The organism is Roseateles chitinivorans (assembly GCF_050632235.1).
GTDB lineage: Bacteria > Pseudomonadota > Gammaproteobacteria > Burkholderiales > Burkholderiaceae_C > Roseateles > Roseateles chitinivorans_A.
The window spans coordinates 212,307-231,397 of the sequence record NZ_CP192584.1 but is presented as its reverse complement, the minus strand read 5'-3'; the positions used below and the strand labels follow the sequence as shown (position 1 = coordinate 231,397).

15 protein-coding genes and 2 pseudogenes are annotated in these 19,091 nt (G+C 70.2%); 9 read left to right on the top strand and 8 right to left on the bottom strand.

The features are described 5' to 3' along the window. Positions 1–131: 131 nt before the first annotated feature. Positions 132–968, top strand: coding sequence for a hypothetical protein (locus ACQ859_RS00940; RefSeq protein ID WP_431264216.1), 837 nt, complete (start codon positions 132–134; stop codon positions 966–968). 87 nt (positions 969–1,055) lie between these two features. Here the strand turns inward: ACQ859_RS00940 and ACQ859_RS00935 are convergent, their stop codons facing one another. The 5 genes from ACQ859_RS00935 to ACQ859_RS00915 form a co-directional block, all read right to left on the bottom strand. After that, positions 1,056–2,891, bottom strand: coding sequence for a hypothetical protein (locus ACQ859_RS00935; RefSeq protein ID WP_431264215.1), 1,836 nt, complete (start codon positions 2,889–2,891; stop codon positions 1,056–1,058). A gap of 11 nt (positions 2,892–2,902) precedes the next feature. After that, entirely contained in the window at positions 2,903–4,606 is a 1,704-nt protein-coding gene (locus ACQ859_RS00930; RefSeq protein ID WP_431264214.1) for a hypothetical protein, read from the bottom strand. Positions 4,607–4,617: 11 nt separating this feature from the next. Then, complete coding sequence (locus tag ACQ859_RS00925; protein ID WP_431264213.1) at positions 4,618–6,321, bottom strand: Hsp70 family protein; 1,704 nt, start codon at positions 6,319–6,321, stop codon at positions 4,618–4,620. Positions 6,322–6,479: 158 nt separating this feature from the next. Then, entirely contained in the window at positions 6,480–7,409 is a 930-nt protein-coding gene (locus ACQ859_RS00920) for an SDR family NAD(P)-dependent oxidoreductase (RefSeq protein ID WP_431264212.1), read from the bottom strand. Between the two features lie 65 nt (positions 7,410–7,474). Further along, on the bottom strand, positions 7,475–8,263 hold the full coding sequence (locus tag ACQ859_RS00915; protein WP_431264211.1) for an SDR family oxidoreductase: 789 nt from the start codon (positions 8,261–8,263) through the stop codon (positions 7,475–7,477). Between the two features lie 148 nt (positions 8,264–8,411). Here ACQ859_RS00915 and ACQ859_RS00910 point away from each other — a divergent pair, with 148 nt between their 5' ends. Next, positions 8,412–9,329 carry a LysR family transcriptional regulator gene (locus tag ACQ859_RS00910; protein ID WP_431264210.1) on the top strand — a complete coding sequence of 306 codons (918 nt, stop codon included), beginning with the start codon at positions 8,412–8,414 and terminating at the stop codon, positions 9,327–9,329. A 15-nt stretch (positions 9,330–9,344) separates the two neighbouring features. Here ACQ859_RS00910 and ACQ859_RS00905 read toward each other — a convergent pair whose 3' ends face one another. Continuing rightward, positions 9,345–9,923 carry a flavodoxin family protein gene (locus ACQ859_RS00905; protein WP_431264209.1) on the bottom strand — a complete coding sequence of 193 codons (579 nt, stop codon included), beginning with the start codon at positions 9,921–9,923 and terminating at the stop codon, positions 9,345–9,347. Positions 9,924–10,017: 94 nt separating this feature from the next. Between ACQ859_RS00905 and ACQ859_RS00900 the strand changes: the two are divergent. The 5 genes and pseudogenes from ACQ859_RS00900 to ACQ859_RS00880 all read left to right on the top strand — a co-directional run bounded on the left by ACQ859_RS00900 (position 10,018) and on the right by ACQ859_RS00880 (position 15,000). After that, positions 10,018–10,925: pseudogene (locus ACQ859_RS00900) on the top strand (LysR family transcriptional regulator). A 109-nt stretch (positions 10,926–11,034) separates the two neighbouring features. Next, a complete protein-coding gene (gene truD / locus ACQ859_RS00895) occupies positions 11,035–12,048 on the top strand; it encodes a tRNA pseudouridine(13) synthase TruD (protein ID WP_431264208.1) in 1,014 nt (337 codons plus the stop codon). Between the two features lie 98 nt (positions 12,049–12,146). Next, positions 12,147–12,548, top strand: a complete 402-nt coding sequence (locus tag ACQ859_RS00890) for a GntR family transcriptional regulator (RefSeq protein WP_431264207.1) — start codon at positions 12,147–12,149, stop codon at positions 12,546–12,548. Next, complete coding sequence (locus ACQ859_RS00885) at positions 12,545–13,507, top strand: ABC transporter ATP-binding protein (protein WP_431264206.1); 963 nt, start codon at positions 12,545–12,547, stop codon at positions 13,505–13,507. Before ACQ859_RS00890 ends, ACQ859_RS00885 begins: the two co-directional genes overlap by 4 nt. Beyond that, positions 13,504–15,000, top strand: a complete 1,497-nt coding sequence (locus ACQ859_RS00880) for a hypothetical protein (RefSeq protein ID WP_431264205.1) — start codon at positions 13,504–13,506, stop codon at positions 14,998–15,000. The genes ACQ859_RS00885 and ACQ859_RS00880 overlap by 4 nt, the downstream gene beginning before the upstream one ends. 44 nt (positions 15,001–15,044) lie before the next feature. Here ACQ859_RS00880 and ACQ859_RS00875 read toward each other — a convergent pair whose 3' ends face one another. Beyond that, complete coding sequence (locus ACQ859_RS00875; protein ID WP_331614856.1) at positions 15,045–15,572, bottom strand: flavin reductase family protein; 528 nt, start codon at positions 15,570–15,572, stop codon at positions 15,045–15,047. 35 nt (positions 15,573–15,607) lie between these two features. On the opposite strand from ACQ859_RS00875, the gene ACQ859_RS00870 reads away from it, so the two are divergent. Beyond that, positions 15,608–16,561: a M48 family metallopeptidase gene (locus ACQ859_RS00870; protein WP_431264204.1), complete on the top strand. Its 954-nt coding sequence runs from the start codon at positions 15,608–15,610 to the stop codon at positions 16,559–16,561. Between the two features lie 171 nt (positions 16,562–16,732). After that, positions 16,733–18,256: pseudogene (locus tag ACQ859_RS00865) on the top strand (hybrid sensor histidine kinase/response regulator); the annotation flags it as partial. Positions 18,257–18,402: 146 nt separating this feature from the next. Here the strand turns inward: ACQ859_RS00865 and ACQ859_RS00860 are convergent. Then, positions 18,403–19,050: an MBL fold metallo-hydrolase gene (locus ACQ859_RS00860; RefSeq protein WP_431264203.1), complete on the bottom strand. Its 648-nt coding sequence runs from the start codon at positions 19,048–19,050 to the stop codon at positions 18,403–18,405. Positions 19,051–19,091: the final 41 nt, after the last annotated feature.

Sequence of the window (19,091 nt, the reverse complement as noted above, 5' to 3'; positions counted from 1 at the left end):
TTGGGCAGGACGCGGGAGCGTTCCTTGCCCAACCCGGACCTCCCCATGAAATCACGGAGGTCCTCATGTCCGTCGTGCGTCTTCGTCCACAACGACAACCGCGTTCCGTTCTTCGATCCACCGTCGCTGCGATGGTGGCTGCCGTCGCATTGGGTGCGACCGCCACCGGCGCGCACGCGCAGTCCGGCGGTGTGCCGCCGGATGCCGCCGGCTTCACCGAGTACGTCGCCGCGCAACTGCGCCAGCAACTGGGCGACGGCACCGTCGTCGTCCGCGAACCGCTGACGCTCGGCGTCGCGGACCAGCGCACGCGGCTCGACAAGCTCTATGCCGGCTGCCAGACCAACCGCGGCAATTGCGCCGACGACGTGAACGTCTTCGTGAAGACGACGACGCAGCAGTTCCGCGCCTCGACGATCCCCGCGACGCGTGAATCGCTGCGGCTGGCGGTGCGCACGGCCGCCTCGGTGCAGCAGGCGCAGCGCGAGGTCGGCGGCGACGCGACCACCTTCCGCCCGCGGCCCTTCATCGGTCCGCTGGTGACGGTGCCGGTCTTCGACACCATGCGTGCGACGCGGCTGATCAGCGAGAAGGACTACAAGACGCTGAACCTGTCGGTCGACCAGGTGCGCGAGACCGCGCGCAAGAACACCTACGACGCGATGCCGCAGGTGCTGCAGCACGCCAAGCCGGTGCCGGCGGGCGAGGTGGGCAAGCTCGACGGACCGATGCTCCAGCCCAGCCGGTTGATCTTCATCGACGACTGGAAGCCGCTGGCCGACGCGCAGAAGGGCAAGCTGATCGTCGCGGCGCCGGCCAACGACACGGTGCTCTACGTCGGCGACGACGACGCGTCGACGCTCGACGCGCTGCGCGCGCAGGTGCGCGACCTGATGGGCAAGTCCGCCAATCCGCTGACGGACGTGCTGCTGCGGTGGTCGCCGTCGGGGTGGGTGCCGGTGCAGTGAGGGGTGCGGCGGCGACGTGGCTCGCCGCCGCTGCCCACGGACGGACCATCGCGGCGCGTCCGCTTCCTCCGCAACAGTCGCGGTGGTCTACCGCGCCAGATGCCTGCGGATCAGTTGTCGTCCCATCGACCAGCCCACGCGCTGAAGGGCGAGCAGCCAGCCGCCCGTGAGCCACAGCGTGCCGACGGCGACCAGTGCCAGCATCGCCGGTGGGCTGTCGGCGGGCAGCAGGCGTGGCATCACGCTCGCGAGCAGGATGGCACCCAGCGTCATGCGCAAGCCGGCGATCTGCGCCAGCCAACTGGTCAGTACCGGCAAGCCGACCGTCATCAGCGCGGCCAGCGCGGGCCACCCGCCGTGCGGACGCGCGGCCTGCAGCCGCCAGACGGGGTTGGGCGTGTACAGGCCGGCGCGCAGTACCATCGGGCCGGCCAGCAGCCATGCCGCGAGCAGACCCGCAGGCAGCGGCGCCAATGCGCCCGGCAGCAGCATCAGGTAGAGGTAGAGCGCGGTCTGTGTCATGCCGGTCGCGAGATCGTCAGGCATGGCCAGCATCACGCCGACGAGCGCGGCCAGGATCGCCAGCGGCACCAGCCAAGCGTGCACGGGGTCCTGCATCGGGAACTGGATGTCGACATGGCCGGCGATGCCGCTCGCGGCGACCAGCGCCGCGCCGATCCACGACCAGAGGTGGGGCAGTCGCCCCACGCGCAGCCTTCCGAGCGGCGATTCCGCGATCTGCTGCCGGCCGTTGCGCAGCGAGCCCATCAGGGTGTCGAAAACGAGGATGCCCAGGGGCAGCGCAACGCCCGCCACCACGGTGCGGCTCACCGCGTGCGGCCAGTCGAGCCCGGTCGCGAGATGGAGGCCGAAGAACAGGGCCAGCATCAGCAGGAACTGCCAGGCCTGCACCCGCTTGATCAGGAGGAGGGCCGCCTGCTGCTCGGCGCGGTCCGCGCCGAGGCGCCGCAGCAGGAAGCCGCCGGCGTGATGCAGATGCAGGTGGAAGGCGTAACCCATCAGGGCGGCGGCCAGCGAGGCGATCGAGCGGTCGCGGCCCTGCATCGATCCCGCCAGACGTGCGACGGCGGCGGTCGGACCGAACTCGCGCAGCACCGCGGGATCGGTCACCGGTCGCGGGAACTCCCGCAGCAGTTCAAGCAGCGCGGCGGCGCGTTCCGCGCCCAGCCGGCGTTCGGTGCGGAAGTCCTGCTCCCATCCGAAGTGGTCGCGCAGCAGGTCGATCATCCCGACCGGCAATTCGCCATGCGTTTCGAGGATCAGATGCGCGAAGCACATCGAGGCGTGGTCCTGCGCCTCCAGCGGCATCGCAAGCAGCGCCTCGCGCAGCGAGGGCACGGCGGCCACCAGTCGTGGCTGGCCTTGCCGACGCAGCTGGAGGAGCTCTTCGCAGAGCGACTCGGGCGTGCGCCAGGCCGGTACGGGTGGCGTCTCGGGTCCGGGCCGGGGAGCGTGCCGCACGGCAGGCTGCTCCCGCGCAACGGGCAGCGCGCGCGGCGACGCGTCGTCGTCATCGCGCGGCAGTGGCAGAGGCGGCAGTTTCGCCAGCGAGGCTTCGCGAGCCGCAGCAACGCGCCCGGCATCGACATCGGCAGCGACCGCGACATCGGGGGCGGCCGTGGCTTCAACCGCGGCCACGGCCTGGTCTCCGGGCGGGAGCGGCAGATCGACCTCAGGCGTCGGCGCTTCTGCAGCCTGCTGGTGCCGCCGCGCATGCGCCACAAGACGGTCGTAGGCCTCGCGCAGCGCCTGATACGCCTGCGCGTCGTCGTCGGGCCGGGTCTTGCGCAGCGTCTTCGCGTAGGCGCGCTTGATCTCGCCGAGATCGGTGCTCGGGTCGGTCAGGCCCACGCGCGCGCAGTCTGCATGCCAGGCGTGCGTCCAGTGTCCGGTGTCGCTCATCGTGGGGTCGCTCATCGGTGCTTCGCTGGGGACTGCGCCATCAGTCGCCGTCCCGCCGCCCAGCCGAAACGCTGCGCGGCGAGCATGACCGCCAGTCCGACCGGTATCGCGATCAGGGCGGGCCAGGTCGGTCGATGGGCCTCCAGCAGCGCACCTGCGATGCCGGCCTCGATCATGAAGGTCGACATGATCACGCGCTGGCCGCAGCGCGTGGCCAGCCAGGCGAACAGCGTCGGCAGTCCGACGGTGCCCAGCAGCAGGGCGGCCAGCGGTCCGCCGCGAGGCCAGCGGGGCAGTGCGTCGCGGACGGGCTCGGATTCGGGCCGGTAGATCCCCTGGGACAGGACGAGCGTGCCTGCCGCCACCCAGGCCGCCGCGAATCCCGCCCAGAGCGCGGAGTAGGAGGACATCCCGACCACGAGGCCTCCCCAGAGGAGGACGCCCGACAGGATCATCGCCCGTGGCAGGGGCATCAGCAGGAAGGCCGTGATCGTGCAGAAGACCGCCATGCCGAAGCGCCCCGTGCCGCTGAGGTGGAGCCAGGGCGTGACCGCGCCGCCCGCGCCGGCGAGGGCGAAGACGGCCACGGCGATCCAGGGCGTGACCGACTCCCAGAAGGTCTTGCGTTGCGGCTCCTGCGGCGTGACGCCCCCCATCATCTGCAAGGCGGCGAGCAGCAGTTGCAGCCCGGCGGCGGCCACTTGCATCAAAGCGGCCCCTGCGGCGACCTGCAAGGCGATGCCGGCAGCCTGCAGCGGGGCGCCGCTGACCAGCATCGTCAGCACCCAGACCAGGGCCGTCATCAGGATCAGATGGACGCCTTGGGCCAGCAGTGCGGTGCGACGGATGTTCCGGTCGTCGACCGGATGGAGGCCGAGGCGACGCCGCAGCGGTTCGCCCGCCCGCTCCAGCTGCGCCGGCAACGCATCGCCCATCAGCAGGACGGCCAGGTACCCGCGCCGTCGCGACGCCGGCTGGCGGGCTTCCAGCCACTGGCTCAGTCGGACCAGGACGCCATATTCCTCGAGCACCGCCGGATCGCGGACCGGCACCTGCCCGCCGGGCAGTCGTCCGATCAACGCGGCGTAGCGGGTCGCCCCCAGGTGTTGCCCGCTGCGGAAGTCCTCGATCCAATCGAAGTGCTCGTCCAGCAGCGCGAAGAGTTCAGGCGGAACAGGCCGATCGAGCTGGATCAGCAGATCGGCCATGCGGATCGAGGTCTCGGTCCGCTGCGACAGTGGTACGGCTTGAAGCGATCGTGCGAGCTCCGGCAGGGCGTTCGAGAGCGGTTCGCGGCCGGCCTGCACGAGCGTCTCGATCCACTCGCAGAGCGCTTGCGGCGACCGGTGGAGGACGGCGTCGTCAGCTTGCGGATTCTGCGAAGGCAACGATGAATGTGACGGCGCCGATGATGGTGACGGCGTCGGCGCGGCCGTGACCGTGATGGTGGCCGTGGCTGGATCGTCGATCGCCGGTCCGGGGTCGTGCGCCGCGTGCGGGTCCAGGCGCGCCGACGCCTGCCGCGCGTGTGCGACGACGCGGTCGTAGGCCTCGCGCAGCGCCTGGTACGCCGCCGCATCGTCGTCCGGCCGGGTGACTCGCAACGTCCCGGCGTAGGCGCGCTTGATCTCCGCGAGGTCGACGCTCGTGCTCGTCAACCCGATGCGCGCGCAATCGTCCGGCCAGGACGATGCCCCGGGTCTGGTCGTGTTCATCGCCGCGCGGGTCAGAAGCGGAAGCCGCCGTCCACGCTGTCCAGCGCCTCGCGCATCTGCTGGCGGGCCTGGCGGATGACGCGCGGGTCCTGCGTGTCGAGCGCCTGCTCGAACTGCCCCAGCCACGCCTGGATCGCGCTGCGCTGTTCACCGAGGCGGTCCTCATACAGCCGCTTGGCGCGCTCGACCAGATAGCGGTTCTCCTCCTCGTCGCGCGGATGGCGCTTGAGCGCGCGCAACTGCTTGAGCGCCTCGGCGATCTGCGTCTCGCTCATCTCGGTGGCCGTGTTGCGGATCAGCAGGCTGGCGGCATGGCCGCCCAGCACGTCGCGCACGTCCGCCTCCAGCAGGCCGTTGGCGTCGTAGGTGAAACGCACCTCGATCGAGGCCTCGCCGGCCGGCGCCGGCGTCAGCGCGAGTTCCAGCTTGCCCAGATGCAGGTTGTCGCTGCCCACCGGAGACTCGCCCTGGCGGATGTCCAGCTCCACCATCTTCTGCTGGTCGAAGACGCTGTAGTAGCGCTGCACGCGCGACACCGGCACTGGCGTGTTGCGCTCGATGATCGGGCTGAACCGGTCGCCGACGCGCTGCTGGCCGACCTGCTGCGAGGTGATCACCCCCAGCGAGAACGGCATCACGTCCGTCAGCACGACCTCGTCGAGCGCCGCGTCGCGCGCCTTCAGACCGGCCTGCACGGCCGCGCCCTGCGCGATCGCCTGATCGGGATCGATGGTGCGCAGCGGCAGGCGCTGGAACAGCCGCGTGATCATCTGGCGGATCATCGGCATGCGCGTCGCGCCGCCGACCAGCACCACCTCGTTCAAGGCCGCGGGCGAGAGCTGAGCGTCCTGCAGCGCGCGCTCGATCGGGCGGCGCAGGCGCTGCAGCAGTTCGGCGGTCGCGGCCTCGAAATCGGCTCGGCTGATCTCCAGCTCCGCGCGGCGGCCGTCCAGCATCAGGCCCATGACGGCGCTCTCGCGCTCGCTGAGGTCGCGCTTGGCCTGCTCGGCGGCGCGCCACCACAACGCGGGATCCTTCTGCAGCCGCTCGCGCTCGGCCAGCGACAGCGCGCCGCAGCGCTCGATGAACAGCTTGCCCACGGCGTGGGCGAAGTCCTCGCCGCCCAGGCGTGTGTCGCCGGCGCTGGCGCGCACCTCGACGACGCCGTCGAAGTACTCCAGCACCGACACGTCGAAAGTGCCACCGCCCAGGTCGAACACCAGGAAGGTGCTGTTGTCGGGCCGGTCCTGCAGGCCGTAGGCCAGGCCGGCGGCGGTGGGCTCGTTGAGCAGCCGCTCCACCTTGAGTCCGGCCAGTTCCCCGGCGGTGCGCGTCGCGCGGCGCTGGGCCTCGTTGAAGTAGGCGGGGACGGTGATGACGGCCTCGGTGACCGGCTCGCCGAGGAAGGCCTCGGCATCCGCCTTCAGCGATTGCAGCACCAGCGCCGACAGCTCTTCCGCGCGCAGCGTCCTGTCGCCGAGCCGCACGGTGCGCTCCGTGCCCATCATCCGCTTGAAGGCCTGCGCGGTGCGGGCCGGATCGGTGGCGGCGCGCTCGCGGGCGGCCAGGCCGGTGATCAACTTGCCGGCGTCGTCGATCGCGACCGCGGAGGGGGTCGCGAAGTCGCCCAGCGCGTTGGGGATCAGTTGAGGGCGGCCGTCGCGGAAGACCGCGATGAGGCTGTTGGTCGTGCCGAGGTCGATGCCGACGATCATGGGAGGCAGAGGGGTCGGGTGTGGTGCGCGGCGCGAGGCCGCGGGCGCGCCTGAGCGCGAGGCGGCGGCAGGATATCAGCGCCCTGCCGCCGCCGACCCCTCGTCCGCCCGGAGGCCCCCTCACGGGGGAGAACATCCGAGGCGAATCCGGCGACCTGTCACACCGCGGTGGCGCCCGCGTTGCGCACCGTCAACAGATCGCCGAGCTGCACGCGACGCAGGAACTCCGAGCGGATCCGGTCGGCCACCGCGCTGACCACGTTGCTGCCGTCCTCCGAGGGGTCGATGTGGACGCGGAACGGACGCTGGCCGAAGGGCGTGCCGACGACGTCGACGACGGCCCGCGCCACCTCGGTCGGATCCGCGTCCGCCGGCTCGGCGGCGGCCAGGTTGGTCATGATCTCCTGGGCCAGGCCTTGCGTCGGACCGCTGTCATAAGCCGCCACGCGATCGACGTCGCCCGGCGAGCCCGAGTGCACGAAGTGGTTGGTGCCCTTCGTGAAGGCGCCCGGGACGACGATCGCCGTCTCGATGCCCCAGCGCGCCAGTTCGCCCGCATAGCTGACGGCGACCGCATCCATCGCCGCCTTCGCCGCGAAGTAGGGTGCCAGGTAGGGCGGCGTGCCGCCGCGCGTGCTGCTGCTGCCGATCCACAGCAGCAGGCCGCGGCCCTGCCGGCGCAGCTGCGGCAGCGCCGCGCGGTTGACGCGCTGCGCGCCGATCACGTTGACGTCGTAGAGCTGCGCGTACTGCTCCGGCAGGAAGGCTTCCGCCGGGCCGAAGGCCATGTGGCCGGCGTTGTGCATGACGACGTCGAGCCGGCCCTGCTCGGCCACGATGCGGGCGATGGCGGCATCGGACGAGTCCTGCGACTGGACGTCGAGTTCCAGTGCGTGCAGCTTCACGCCGTGCTCGCGCGCATAGGCGTTGACGGCGGCGACCTGCGGCGCGTTGCGGCCCTGCGTGGCGCGCATGCTGGCGTAGACGGTGTGGCCGGCGTCGGCCAGCGCACGCGCGCTCATGGCGCCGAAGCCGCTCGAGGCGCCGGTGACGAGGATGACTTGGGAAGACGAGGTCGACGTGCTCATGACAGTGCTCCGGAATGAAGGGACTGAAGACAGGACTGAGGAGAAACGGCGCGGCGCCTGGGCGCTCACGCGAAGCCGCCGTTGGCGCGCAGGACCTGGCTGTTGATCCAGCCGCCGTCCTTGCCGACGAGGAAGGACACGGTGTTGGCGATGTCCTCCGGCGTGCCCAGGCGTTCCAGCGGCGCGACCTTGGCGACGCTGTCGATCTGCTCCTGCGACTTGCCCTTGAAGAAGAGCTCGGTGCCGACGGGCCCCGGGGCGACCGCGTTGACGGTGATCGAGCGGCCACGCAGCTCGTTGGCCAGCACGTGCACCAGGCCCTCGACGCCCGCCTTGGAGGCGATGTACGGGCCGTAGTTGGGGAAGGACTTGGCGATCACGCTGGTCGACAGCGCCACGATGCGGCCGCCGGCGGCGACCTTCTCGGCGGCATGCGCCAGCACCAGGAAGGCGCCGCGCAGGTTGGTATCGATGACCTGGTCGAAGGTCTCCAGGCTGGACGGCTTGATCGCGCCCATCGGCATCACGCCGGCGCTGTGCACGACCGCGTCCAGGCGGCCGTGGCGGCGCAGCGTCTCCTCGAAGAGCGCGGCGACCTGGCCCGCATCGGACACGTCGGCCTGCACGGCGGTGGCGCGGCCGCCGGCGGCTTCGATCGCGGCGACGGTCTCCTGGGCCGCGGCGGCGTTGCCGGCGTAGTTGACGACGACGGTGTAGCCGTCTGCGGCCAGCCGCTTGGCGATGGCCTGGCCGATGCCGCGCGAGCCGCCGGTGACGAGGGCGGTGCGCAGGCCGCGGTCGGTGGAGATCGAGGACGAGATCGGGGCAGCGGTCGAAGAGGAAGAGGCGGTCATGGTTCGCTCCAAGGGTTGTCGGAAGGGGGATGAAGGACTTCCGGGTTGCGATGGAACGAATTCTGGTTGTTGATCGGATCCGGAAAAAGGCGTGACAATTGGCTTGTCAGTTCAACCTGACTCAACAAATGCCTGCGAGGATGCGGGAATGGACCGATTCGAGACCCTTCAGCTGTTCACCCGGATCGTGGAGCTGCGCAGCTTCACGCAGGCGGCGGCGCATCTGGACATCCCCCGGGCGACGGCCACGCACGCCATCAAGGCGCTGGAGGCGCGGCTGGGCACGCGGCTGCTGGACCGGACCACGCGCGACGTGCGGCCGACGCTGGACGGCCAGGCGTACTACGAGCGTTGCGTGATCGTGCTCAACGAGCTGGACGATGCCGAGGCCTCGTTGAAGCAGGTGGCGTCGAACCCGCGCGGGGTGCTGCGGGTGGACATGCACGGGGTGCACGCGTCGCAGATCGTGCTGCCGCGCATCGACGAGTTCCGCGAGCGCTTCCCGCAGATCGAGCTGGTGGTGAGCGGCGGCGACCGGCTGGTGGACCTGGTGCGCGAAGGCGTCGACTGCGTGCTGCGCGCGGGCACGCCGCGCGACTCGACGCTGGTGGCGCGCAAGCTGGCGTCGATGCCGCAGGCCATCTGCGCGAGTCCCGAGTACCTGGCCCGCGCCGGCACGCCGCGGCATCCGGACGATCTGCCGTGGCACCAGACGGTGCGCTTCTTCGCCAGCGGCGGCGGGGTGGACTATCCGATCGAGCTCACCGTGGACGGGCAGCTGCGGCGCTACGCGCTGCCGGGCTGGATCTCGGTGAACGATGCCCAGAACTACTACGCCTGCGCGCTGCGCGGCTGCGGGCTGATCCAGGTGCCGCGCTACCACCTGGAACCGGACCTGCGCGCCGGGCGGCTCGTCGAGGTGCTGTCGGGGTGGGAGAGCCCGCCGATGACGTTGTCCGTGCTCTACCCGCAGCACCGGCAGCTGTCGCTGCGTGTGCGGGTGTTCGTGGACTGGCTGGCGCAGCTGTATGCGGAGCGATTCCCGGAGTCCCCGCCTCCGGCGTGACGCCGGCTTCTCGTCTTATGCAGCCGGGAAGTGTCTCGCGGCGATGTCCGCGACCCGGCGACCATAGAGACGCGCCGTCTCCAGGTCACCCGGGGACATTTCATCCGGAGAGGCATCGGCCGGCGTCTGCGCCATCGAGCCGAGGAATGAGCCCATCCGATTCACATCGTCGCGCTGCGAGGCCTTGGTGTTGGAGGACTTCACCCCCATGCCCACCCAGATGCCGGCGTGCTGCGCTGCCAGCAGGCTGAAGTACTGCAGCGTCGCCAGCTTGTCGCCGTTGACGCTCGCGCTGTTGGTGAAGCCGCCGAAGACCTTGTCCTTCCACAGATCGGCGAACCAGGGCTTGGACGACATGTCCGCGAACTTCTTGAACTGCCAGCTGGGGCCGCCCATGTAGGTGGGGGATCCGAAGATGACGAAGTGCGCCGCGTTGATGTCCGACCAGGCCTGATCGGAGAGGTTGCCTTCGCTGTCGATCTGGATCAGGGCGGCCCCTGAACCCTCGGCGATCGCGTCGGCGACCCGGGTGGTGTGGCCGTAGCCGGAATGAAAGATGACGACGCCGTTGGACTTCGTGGAGAGGGTGTTCATGTCGTGATTCCCAGAGTGGAAGCCGACTATGGCGCTCGCTTCTATGGCGATAAAGTGTCCCAATGAGAATGCATTGTTCTCCCTGGAAGTCACAATGAAGAATCTGGAACCGCTGGCAATCTTCGTCCGCATCGCCGAGATGGGCAGCTTCACGCGGGCCGCCGAGAGCCTCGGCATCCAGAAGGGCCGGGCGTCGATCGTCGTCCGCGAGTTGGAGGCCCGGATGGGCGTCCGTCTGCTGCACCGCTCGACCCGGACGGTGCAGCTGACCGAAGATGGACGAAGCTTCCATGCCCGCGCCCGGGCAGTCCTGGCCGACGCCGAAGAGCTGGAGGCGATGTTCGCCGGGAGCGAGGCCCCGCTGCGCGGTCGCCTCCGCGTCGATCTGCCGACCGAGTTCGCACGCTCCACCATCGTCCGGGCCTTGCCGAGCTTCGTCGACGCCCATCCCGACCTGGTGCTCGAGATCTCGAGCACCGACCGTCGCGTCGATCTGATCCAGGAAGGCATGGATTGCGTGCTCCGGGTCGGCGGGATCGTCGACGAGTCGCTCGTGGCGCGACGGCTGGGCGTCCTTCCGATGGTCAATGCGGCGAGTCCCGCCTATCTGGAGCGATTCGGCGTTCCCCGGTCGCTGTCGGACTTGCTGGATCAAGGCCATCGCATGGTGCATTACGCGCCGACGCTGGGGAGCCCGCCCGTCGGTTGGGAGTACCCGGATGGGAGCGGCTACCAGACGCTGTCGCTGCCGGGCTCGATCAGCTTCAACAACGTGCAGACCTATCACGTCGCGGGTCTTGCCGGACTGGGACTCATCCAGGCCGGGCGCGCCAGCCTCACGCCCTTCCTCGCCAGCGGCGAGCTGGTCGAGGTGCTGCCGGGATTGACGCCGAAGCCTCTGCCCGTGTCGGTCGTGGTCGCGCATCGGCAGAACCTCCCCGACGGGTGCGCGTCTTCATCGACTGGCTCGCGCAGACTCTGGCGCCACATCTCGACGCCTAGCGCGCGAGGGGCTCGCACGCAGGCGGGCAGAGGGAGAATCGCCGCCTGCACCGCCCCACGTCGGCTAGACAGCCTGTCGCTGTCTACACCTGGTGCGGTCAGACTGCTCATGACCGACGCTCAATACAAGACCTTGCCGCAGTGGCCCAACGCTTATCCGGCCAGCGGCGCCAGCGCCACCCTGAAACTCCTCAACGAGGATTTCATCGTGACCGAGCTGCCGCTGCAGCTGCCCTCCGGTGGGGGCGAACACCTTTGGCTGGACATCGAGAAGAACGGTGCCAACACCGCCTTCGTCGCGCAGCAGCTGGCCGAGGCCGCCGGCGTGGAGGAAAGGGACGTGGGCTATGCCGGCCTCAAGGACCGCTACGCCATCACCCGCCAGTGGTTCAGCATCTACCTGCCGAAGGGCGAGACGCCAGACCTGACCCTGCTTCAGCACCCCGAATTCAAGGTGCTGAGCCAGAGCCGCCACGTGAAGAAGCTGCGCCCCGGTGATCTGCAGGGCAACCGCTTCCGCATCGTGCTGCGCGACGTGACCGGCGACCGCGATGCCATCGAAGCCAATCTCAAGTCCGTGGCCTCGCAGGGCGTGCCCAACTACTTCGGTGCCCAGCGGTTCGGCTTCGAGGGCGGCAACGTCGAGCAGGGCCGGGCCATGCTGGCGCGCGAGATCCGCGTGCGCAACCCGAAGAAGAAGGGCATCTACCTGTCGGCGGTGCGTTCCTTCGTCTTCAATGAAGTGCTGGCGCTGCGTATCCATCAGGGACTCTGGGGCAGGACCCTGCCCGGTGACGTGATGGACGAGTCGGGCCGGCCCACCGGCCCGCTCTGGGGACGGGGCCGCGTGAGCACCACCGACCAGGCGCAGGCGCTGGAGAACGGCGTGGCCGAACCTCATGCCACCTTGTGCGACGGCATGGAACACGCCGGCCTGGATCAGGAGCGCCGTGCCCTGGTGGCGAGTCCGGCGGACATGTCGTGGGCATGGCCGCAGGCCGATCAGCTGGTGCTCGAGTTCTCCCTGCCCGCCGGGAACTACGCCACGTCCGTCCTGAACGAGATCCTCCGCACCACGGAGCCTGACCGGCACACGGAGAGCGAGTCCGCGACCGGCGAATGACGGTGTCCTCCCGTCGAGCCCGGGGTTGACGATCTGTCGCCTTGTGTATTACTGTACTGATACACGCTGACGATGCCGTCGGCGCCGACACCTGACCGATGGACGCCGACCTCCTCTTCAGCATCAACCCGGGCTCTCCCGAGCCGATCTACCGCCAGCTGGTGGAGCAGCTGCGCCGCCGCATCGCCAGCGGGCAACTGGTGGCGGGGGAGGAGATCCCGTCGGTGCGCGAGCTGGCGCAGGCGCTGGCGGTGAATCCGATGACCGTCTCCAAGGCCTTCGGGCTGATGGAGGCGGAAGGGTTGGTGGAGCGCCGCCGCGGCCTGCCGATGGTGGTGGCGGCGCAGCATCAGAAGGCGATGAAGACGCGCGGCCGCGTGGAGCTGCTGCGCCCGACGCTCGAGAAGGCCGCCGCCGAGGCGCGCCAGCTGGAGCTGCCGCCGGATCAGGTGCTGGCGCTGTTCAAGGCGCTGCTCGAGGACCAGGGAGAGACGCGATGACGCACATGCTGAAGCAGACACTGCACGAGACGCTCGATCACACGATGACCATCAGCCCGGCGCAGAGCCGGGCGCTGGGCGACGACGCCCTGGCCGAGCCGCCGGTGCGCGCCAGCGGCCTGCGCGTCGACTTCAAGGGGCAGCCGGGCGTGCTGGCCGGCCTGGACTGGTCGCTCGCGCAGGGACAGGTCGTCGGCCTGCTGGGCCGCAACGGCGCGGGCAAGACCACGCTGCTGGAGACGCTGCTGGGCCTGCGCGAACCGCAGGCCGGCGAGGTGCGGCTCTTCGGCCAGCCGGCGCTGACGCCGGACGACGCGCTGCGCGCGCGGCTGGGGTATGTGCCGCAGCAGTCGGCGCTGTTCGAGGACTTCCAGGCCGGCGACCTGCTGCGCTACTTCCGCAGCTTCTATCCGCGCTGGAACGACGCCAAGGTCGATGGGCTGATGTCGCGCTGGGAGATCCCGCGCGACCGGCGCGTCGCCCAGCTCTCGCAGGGCCAGCAGCAGCGGTTGTCGATCATCCGCGCGCTGGCGCACGAGCCCGACCTGCTGGTGCTGGACGAGCCCGTCGCCAGCCTCGACGCCGCGGGGCGGCGCGACTTCCTGCGCGAGCTGGTCGACCAGGTGCTGGACCGCGGCACGACGGTGCTGTTCTCGACGCACATCCTGTCCGACCTGGAACGCGTGGCCTTCAATGTCGCCTTCCTGAGCCGCGGCCGCATCGCGCTGCAGGCGCCGCAGGACGCGCTCGCGGAGGAGATCCGGCTGCTGTCCGGGCCGGTCGGCCGCCTGCAGGCGGCGGTCGACGCGCACGGCGGCCAGGTGCTGGGCCGCCGCGACCTCGGCGAGCAGCCGCGCTGGCTGGTGCGCTTCCCCGAAGGACGTCTGCCCCAGGGAGATGCCGCGCTGCGCTGCGAGGCGCTCAGCCTCGAGGACCTGTTCCTGGAGCTGACGCAGTGAACGCCGCCATGAAGGCGCCAATGAACGCCGCGTTGCCGTCGCCCGGTCTCGGCGGCCATGCCGCCGCGCTGCGCGCGATCGGCCGGTCGCTGCGGCGGGTGTGGTGGCTGCTGCTGCCGGTGGCGACGATCACGGGCCTCGCGTCGATCAGGTCGGCCTCCGCGGCCGGGGCCGCCTTCTGCATCTCGACCGCGATCCTGCTGCAGTTCGCGTGGTGGATCTGCGGCACGTCGCTGACGATGCAGAACCATCCCGACTCCGCGCGCCTCGTGCCCGGGCATGTGCGCCAGCTCCGCGAGGTGGCGGTCGCGCTGTTCTTCGTGATCGCCGTGGCCGACGGGTTGCTGATGCACGCGGTGTTCGGCCGATTCCTGATGTTCACGATGATCGCGGGCGCCGCGATCGTCGGCTTCGGCGTCACGATGCGCTGGCCGTGGGCCTGGTTCGTGATCTGGGTCGCCCCGTGGTTCGTCGGTCCGTTGCTCCCGGACGCGGGGCTCTGGCGCAACGCGGCGAACCTGATGCGCGACTGGCACGAGCAGCAACCGCTGATGCAGACGGTCCTGTGCATGCTCGCGATGGCTGCGGTCCTGTGGCGGATGCTCCAGGACGGCGATGCGGCGCATCGGCGCTCCTGGCGCGCGACGCGTCAGATCCGGGACATGTTCTCGATGAAGGGCGGGGCCCATGCCCGTCCGCCGGAGACCCGGCTCGGCCGCGTGCTCGCGAAGCCGTTCTCGTGGGGACTGCCGGCGTGGCGCGAGCATCTGCTGCGCACGGCGTCGCCGACCGCCGACAGCGTGGTCGCGCGGGCCGAGATCGCCGCGATGCGCGGCGCTCATTGGTCGTCCATCCTGAGCGCGGCCGTCGTCGTCGTCGTCCTGCTGCTGGTCGCGGAACTCGCGGCGCTGTTCTGGCTGCCGGAATCACGGGGGACGAAGGTGCTGCAAGGCGCGCTGCCGGGCAGTTCGTTCGGGGTGATGTGCGCGTTGTTCGGCCCGATGCTCAGCGCGACCACGACGCTGTATCGCACCCGCGCCGAGCAATCCCTGCTGGTGCTCGTCCCGGGCATGCCGCGCGGCGAGGCGATGAATCGCGTGATGGCCCGACGGCTGCTGACGCAGTTCTTCGTCGTGCTCGGGTTCGGCGCGGGATCGCTGCTTCTGATGGCCGCGCTCGCTCCCGGCGATTGGTCCGACGAGATGCCGCTGATGGGTCTGTACTTCGCCGCGACTGCGGTGCCGGGCTGCCTGCTGCTGTGGCTGGACTGGTCGCGCCAGCGTCAGCCGGGCGCCGCGCAGTCGGGCGTCATGATCCTGGCCATGGTGCTGGCGATGGGGATGGGCGTGGCGGGCCACCGGCTCCTCGACCTGTCGCCCTGGCACATCCTGGCCGTCACCGGGCCGCTGACCGCGGCGCTGGGTGCCTGGCGCTGGCGCGCGGTGCGCCGCATGGCGCCGTTCTGGCCGGTGGGCCGGCGCGCGGGGGACTGAGCGCGCGGGAACGTCCGCTCAGACGGCCTGCTCGGCCCGTGCGCTCAGATCGGCAGCTCGGTGTAGTACCGCCCACCGTGGAAGATCAGCGGCTGCGCCTGTTCGGCGCGGGTGCAGGCCTCGACCTCGCCGACGAAGATGACGTGGTCGCCTTCCTCGTACTGGCTGCGATTCGCGCATTCGAAGACGGCCGCACAGCCCTCCAGCACCGGGGCGCCGCCGCAGCCTTCTCGGAAGCGCACGCCGGCGAAGCGGTCGATGTCGCGCGTGGCGAAGCGTTGCGCCAGCTCCTTCTGGTCGGCCGCCAGGATGTTGATCGCGTAGTGCGAGCCGCGGCTGAACACCGGCATCGAGCCGGCCCGGCGCGCCAGGCTCCAGAGCACCAGCGGCGGCGACAGCGACACCGAGTTGAACGAATTGGCCGTCAGTCCGACCAGGGTGCCGTCCTCCGCGCGGGCGGTCACGATGGTGACGCCGGTGGCGAACATGCCGAGCGCCGCGCGGAACTCCTGCGGGTCGAGCGGCGAGGTGGCACAGGTCGGAGACGGCGTGATCAGTGGCGACTGGGACATGATGACCGGGATTGTCGCCTGCCTAGAATCCCGCCATGGTTGATGCTGACTTCTCCCCCGACGCCGATGTTCACCTTCCTTCGGCGCCCGCCTACGGCTTCGGCCCATGCGATTGCCGCCGATGCGGCGCGGACGGTGCCCCGCGTCAGCCCGCGCGGCGTCTGTTCACTGGACTGATCGCCGCCGGCGGCGCGCTGGCGCTGTCTCCCGCCTGGGCGCAGGACGGGGTCGATGTCGGCAAGCAGAGCCGCTTCACGAAGCTGGTCTCGGCCGAGCAGGTCGAAGCCGCCGCGCAGCAGCAGTACGCGCAGATGATGCGGCAGGCCCAGTCGCAGAAGGCGCTGGCCCCGGCCAGCAACGCGCAGCTGATCCGCCTGCGGGCGATCGCGCAGCGGATCATCCCGTTCGCTGGCGCATGGAACGCGCGCGCGCAGCAGTGGCGCTGGGAAGTGAACCTGATCGGCAGCAAGGAGCTCAACGCGTTCTGCATGCCGGGCGGCAAGATCGCGTTCTATTACGGGATCCTGCAGCAGCTGCAATTGAGCGACGACGAGGTCGCCATGATCATGGGCCACGAGATGGCCCACGCGCTGCGGGAGCATGCCCGCGAGCGCATGGGCAAGAACATGGCGACCAATGGCGCGATCCAGCTGGGCGCCGCGATCTTCGGCCTGGGCGACTTCGGCCGCGGCGTGGCCAACATGGGCGGGCAACTGCTGTCCCTGACCTTCAGCCGCGAGGACGAGAGCGAGGCCGACCTGGTCGGCATGGAGCTCGCGGCCCGCGCCGGTTACAACCCGCAGGCCGGCATCACGCTGTGGGAAAAGATGGGACAGGCGAGCAAGGGCGCGCCGCCGCAGTTCCTGTCCACGCACCCGTCCGGCCCGACGCGGATCCGCGACATCGAGCGCACGCTGCCTCGGGTGCAGAACCTGTACGCCCGCGCGTCCAAGCCCGAGCAGCGTTACCAGCCGCCCGCCAAGTCCTGACGGAGGACGGCGGGGACCACGGGCAAGCACGGGGAGACACGGCGCCGCTTTCGGGGCCTGATGGCTCGAAAGGCCGATGCCATCGGCCTTCCCTACGGTTAGGTGTTGGCACAGCGATTGCCGAGGCCGCCCACGAGGGTCACACTAGGCCCCGTCCACCTGAGGGTCCACATGCCGGGTCAGGAGCCATCGCACGGGCCGGGTGCATCCCCCGCACCCGAGGAAGGCGTCGCGCACGTCGGGGCGGCGCTCGACTACGTCACCGACGCGGTGATCCTGCTCGAGCACGACTGGACCATCGAGTTCGTCAACGTCGCCTTCGAGCGCGCGAGCGGCCGGCAGCGCGAGGCGTTGATCGGCAGGAATTACTGGACGACGCTGTCCGGCGCGATGGGCGAGCGCTTCGATGTCGAGGCCCGCTCCGCGATGCAGACGCGCGCCGCGCACATCTACGAGGAATTCAACGCCCGCCTGAGCAAGTGGTTCGAGTGCCGCGCCTTCCCCTGCGAGCACGGCCTGGTGGTGCTGTTCATCGACGTCACGATGCGCAAGGCCGATGAGCTGACGCGCGTCGACTTCGAGGAGAAGCTGATGCGCATCCAGCGGATGGAATCGCTGGGCACGCTGGCGGGCGGCGTGGCGCACGACTTCAACAACATCCTGGCGGCGATCCTCGGGCACGCGGGAATGATGCTGGACGAGCTGCCGTCAACCTCGCCACTGCGCGGGCACATGCAGCAGATCAAGCGGGCCGGCGACCGGGCGCGTGAGATCGTGCAGCGCATCCTGGCCTACGCGCGCGGCAGCGGCCATGAACTGTCCAAGCACAAGCTGCGGCCGCTGGTCGAGGACAGCATCGGCCTGCTGCGGTCGACGCTGCCGGCGTCGGTCCGGCTGACGGTGGACCTGCACGGCGACGACTGCGTGGCGACGGTGGATCCCGCGGAGGTCCAGCAGGTCGTGCTGAACCTGTGCACGAACGCGTGGCAGGCGATGCCGGGTGGGCACGGGCAACTGCATGTCAGCCTGCGGGCCGTGCATTTCGATGTGCCGCATGCGTTCGCGATCGGCCGCGTGGCTCCCACGCACTACGCGGAACTCAGCGTGCGTGACGACGGGCACGGCATGGAGGAGGAGGTGACGAAGCGGTTGTTCGAGCCCTTCTTCACCACCAAGCCGCGCGGGCAGGGCACGGGTCTGGGGCTGCACATCGTCCACGGCATCGTGCATGCGCACGGCGGCGCGATCGACGTGCAGTCGCGGCCGGGGATGGGGACGGTGTTCTCGGTCTACCTGCCCGTGGCGGGCAGCGAGACGGCGACGCTGGACACGGCGGCGCTGGCGAAGGTCGCCGACCCTGGCGTGGGCGAGCATGTCCTCTATGTCGACGACGATCCGATCGTGCTGATGATGGTGGAGGCCCTGCTGAAGAAGGCGGGCTACGACGTGCGCACCTATGCCGAGCCGACGGAGTGCCTCGCCGACATCGAGAACGGCCGCGTGCCGGTGCAGCTGCTGATCACCGACTTCAACATGCCGGGCATGACCGGGCTGGAGCTGGCGGTGGCGGTGCGCGAGACCTTGCCGACGGTGCCGGTGATCGTGACGACCGGCTACATCGGCGATGAGCTGACCGATGCGGCCGATCGCATGGGCGGCGTGGCGGTACTGCAGAAGGAGCGGAGCTTCGAGGAACTGGTGGAACTTGCCGCGCCTCGCGCTGCGCGGCTTCCCGGAGTCACGGTTCCTGGACACGGGCCTCTCGCCGCTCTGAAGCCGTCTTGCTCCCTCTCCCGCTTGCGGGAGAGGGTGGGGGTGAGGGCCAGCGGCCGGCGCAGTCCTCAACCCCAACGACCACCGACGAAGGGATTCGTGCGGCGCTCCTCGCCGAAGCTGCTCTCCGGCCCGTGGCCGGGCACGAAGACCGTGTCGTCGCCCATCGGCCAGAGGCGCTCGTTGATCGAGCGGATCAGCGTGTCGTGGTCGCCGCCGGGGAAGTCGGTGCGGCCGATGCTGCCGGCGAAGAGCACGTCGCCGACGAAGCAGCGCTTCGCGCTCGCGGAGTGGAAGACGACGTGACCGGGCGTGTGGCCGGGGCAGTGGCGCACGGTCAGCGTCTCGTGGCCGATCTGGACGGTGTCGCCATCCTCCAGCCAGCGCGTGGGCGTGAACATCTCGGCCGGCGGGAAGCCGAACATCGCCGACTGCTGCGGCAGTCCGGCGATCCAGAACTGGTCGCCCTGATGCGGTCCGACGATGGGCAGGTCGCGCAGGCGCGCGAGCTCGCCGGTGCCGCCGGCATGGTCGATGTGGGCGTGGGTCAGCCAGATCGCCTTCAGCGTCAGGCCCAGGCGGTCGATCTCTGCGAGCAGGCGGGGGATCTCGCCGCCCGGGTCGACGATCGCGGCTTCATGCGTGACGTCGCACCAGACGATGGAGCAGTTCTGGCGGAAGGGGGTGACGGGAACGGTGTGGTCGCGGAGGGGCATGGGGGCGATACGAAAGCTCGCCCCGATTATCGGGCGCGACT

What these genes read in the sequence shown, in the direction of transcription:
- ACQ859_RS00940 (WP_431264216.1), top strand. Translation starts at nt 132, where the DNA reads ATGGTGGCTGCCGTCGCATTGGGTGCGACCGCCACCGGCGCGCACGCG.
- ACQ859_RS00935 (WP_431264215.1), bottom strand. Translation starts at nt 2,891, where the DNA reads ATGAGCGACACCGGACACTGGACGCACGCCTGGCATGCAGACTGCGCG.
- ACQ859_RS00930 (WP_431264214.1), bottom strand. Translation starts at nt 4,606, where the DNA reads ATGAACACGACCAGACCCGGGGCATCGTCCTGGCCGGACGATTGCGCG.
- ACQ859_RS00925 (WP_431264213.1), bottom strand. Translation starts at nt 6,321, where the DNA reads ATGATCGTCGGCATCGACCTCGGCACGACCAACAGCCTCATCGCGGTC.
- ACQ859_RS00920 (WP_431264212.1), bottom strand. Translation starts at nt 7,409, where the DNA reads ATGAGCACGTCGACCTCGTCTTCCCAAGTCATCCTCGTCACCGGCGCC.
- ACQ859_RS00915 (WP_431264211.1), bottom strand. Translation starts at nt 8,263, where the DNA reads ATGACCGCCTCTTCCTCTTCGACCGCTGCCCCGATCTCGTCCTCGATC.
- ACQ859_RS00910 (WP_431264210.1), top strand. Translation starts at nt 8,412, where the DNA reads ATGGACCGATTCGAGACCCTTCAGCTGTTCACCCGGATCGTGGAGCTG.
- ACQ859_RS00905 (WP_431264209.1), bottom strand. Translation starts at nt 9,923, where the DNA reads ATGAACACCCTCTCCACGAAGTCCAACGGCGTCGTCATCTTTCATTCC.
- truD (WP_431264208.1), top strand. Translation starts at nt 11,035, where the DNA reads ATGACCGACGCTCAATACAAGACCTTGCCGCAGTGGCCCAACGCTTAT.
- ACQ859_RS00890 (WP_431264207.1), top strand. Translation starts at nt 12,147, where the DNA reads ATGGACGCCGACCTCCTCTTCAGCATCAACCCGGGCTCTCCCGAGCCG.
- ACQ859_RS00885 (WP_431264206.1), top strand. Translation starts at nt 12,545, where the DNA reads ATGACGCACATGCTGAAGCAGACACTGCACGAGACGCTCGATCACACG.
- ACQ859_RS00875 (WP_331614856.1), bottom strand. Translation starts at nt 15,572, where the DNA reads ATGTCCCAGTCGCCACTGATCACGCCGTCTCCGACCTGTGCCACCTCG.
- ACQ859_RS00870 (WP_431264204.1), top strand. Translation starts at nt 15,608, where the DNA reads ATGGTTGATGCTGACTTCTCCCCCGACGCCGATGTTCACCTTCCTTCG.
- ACQ859_RS00860 (WP_431264203.1), bottom strand. Translation starts at nt 19,050, where the DNA reads ATGCCCCTCCGCGACCACACCGTTCCCGTCACCCCCTTCCGCCAGAAC.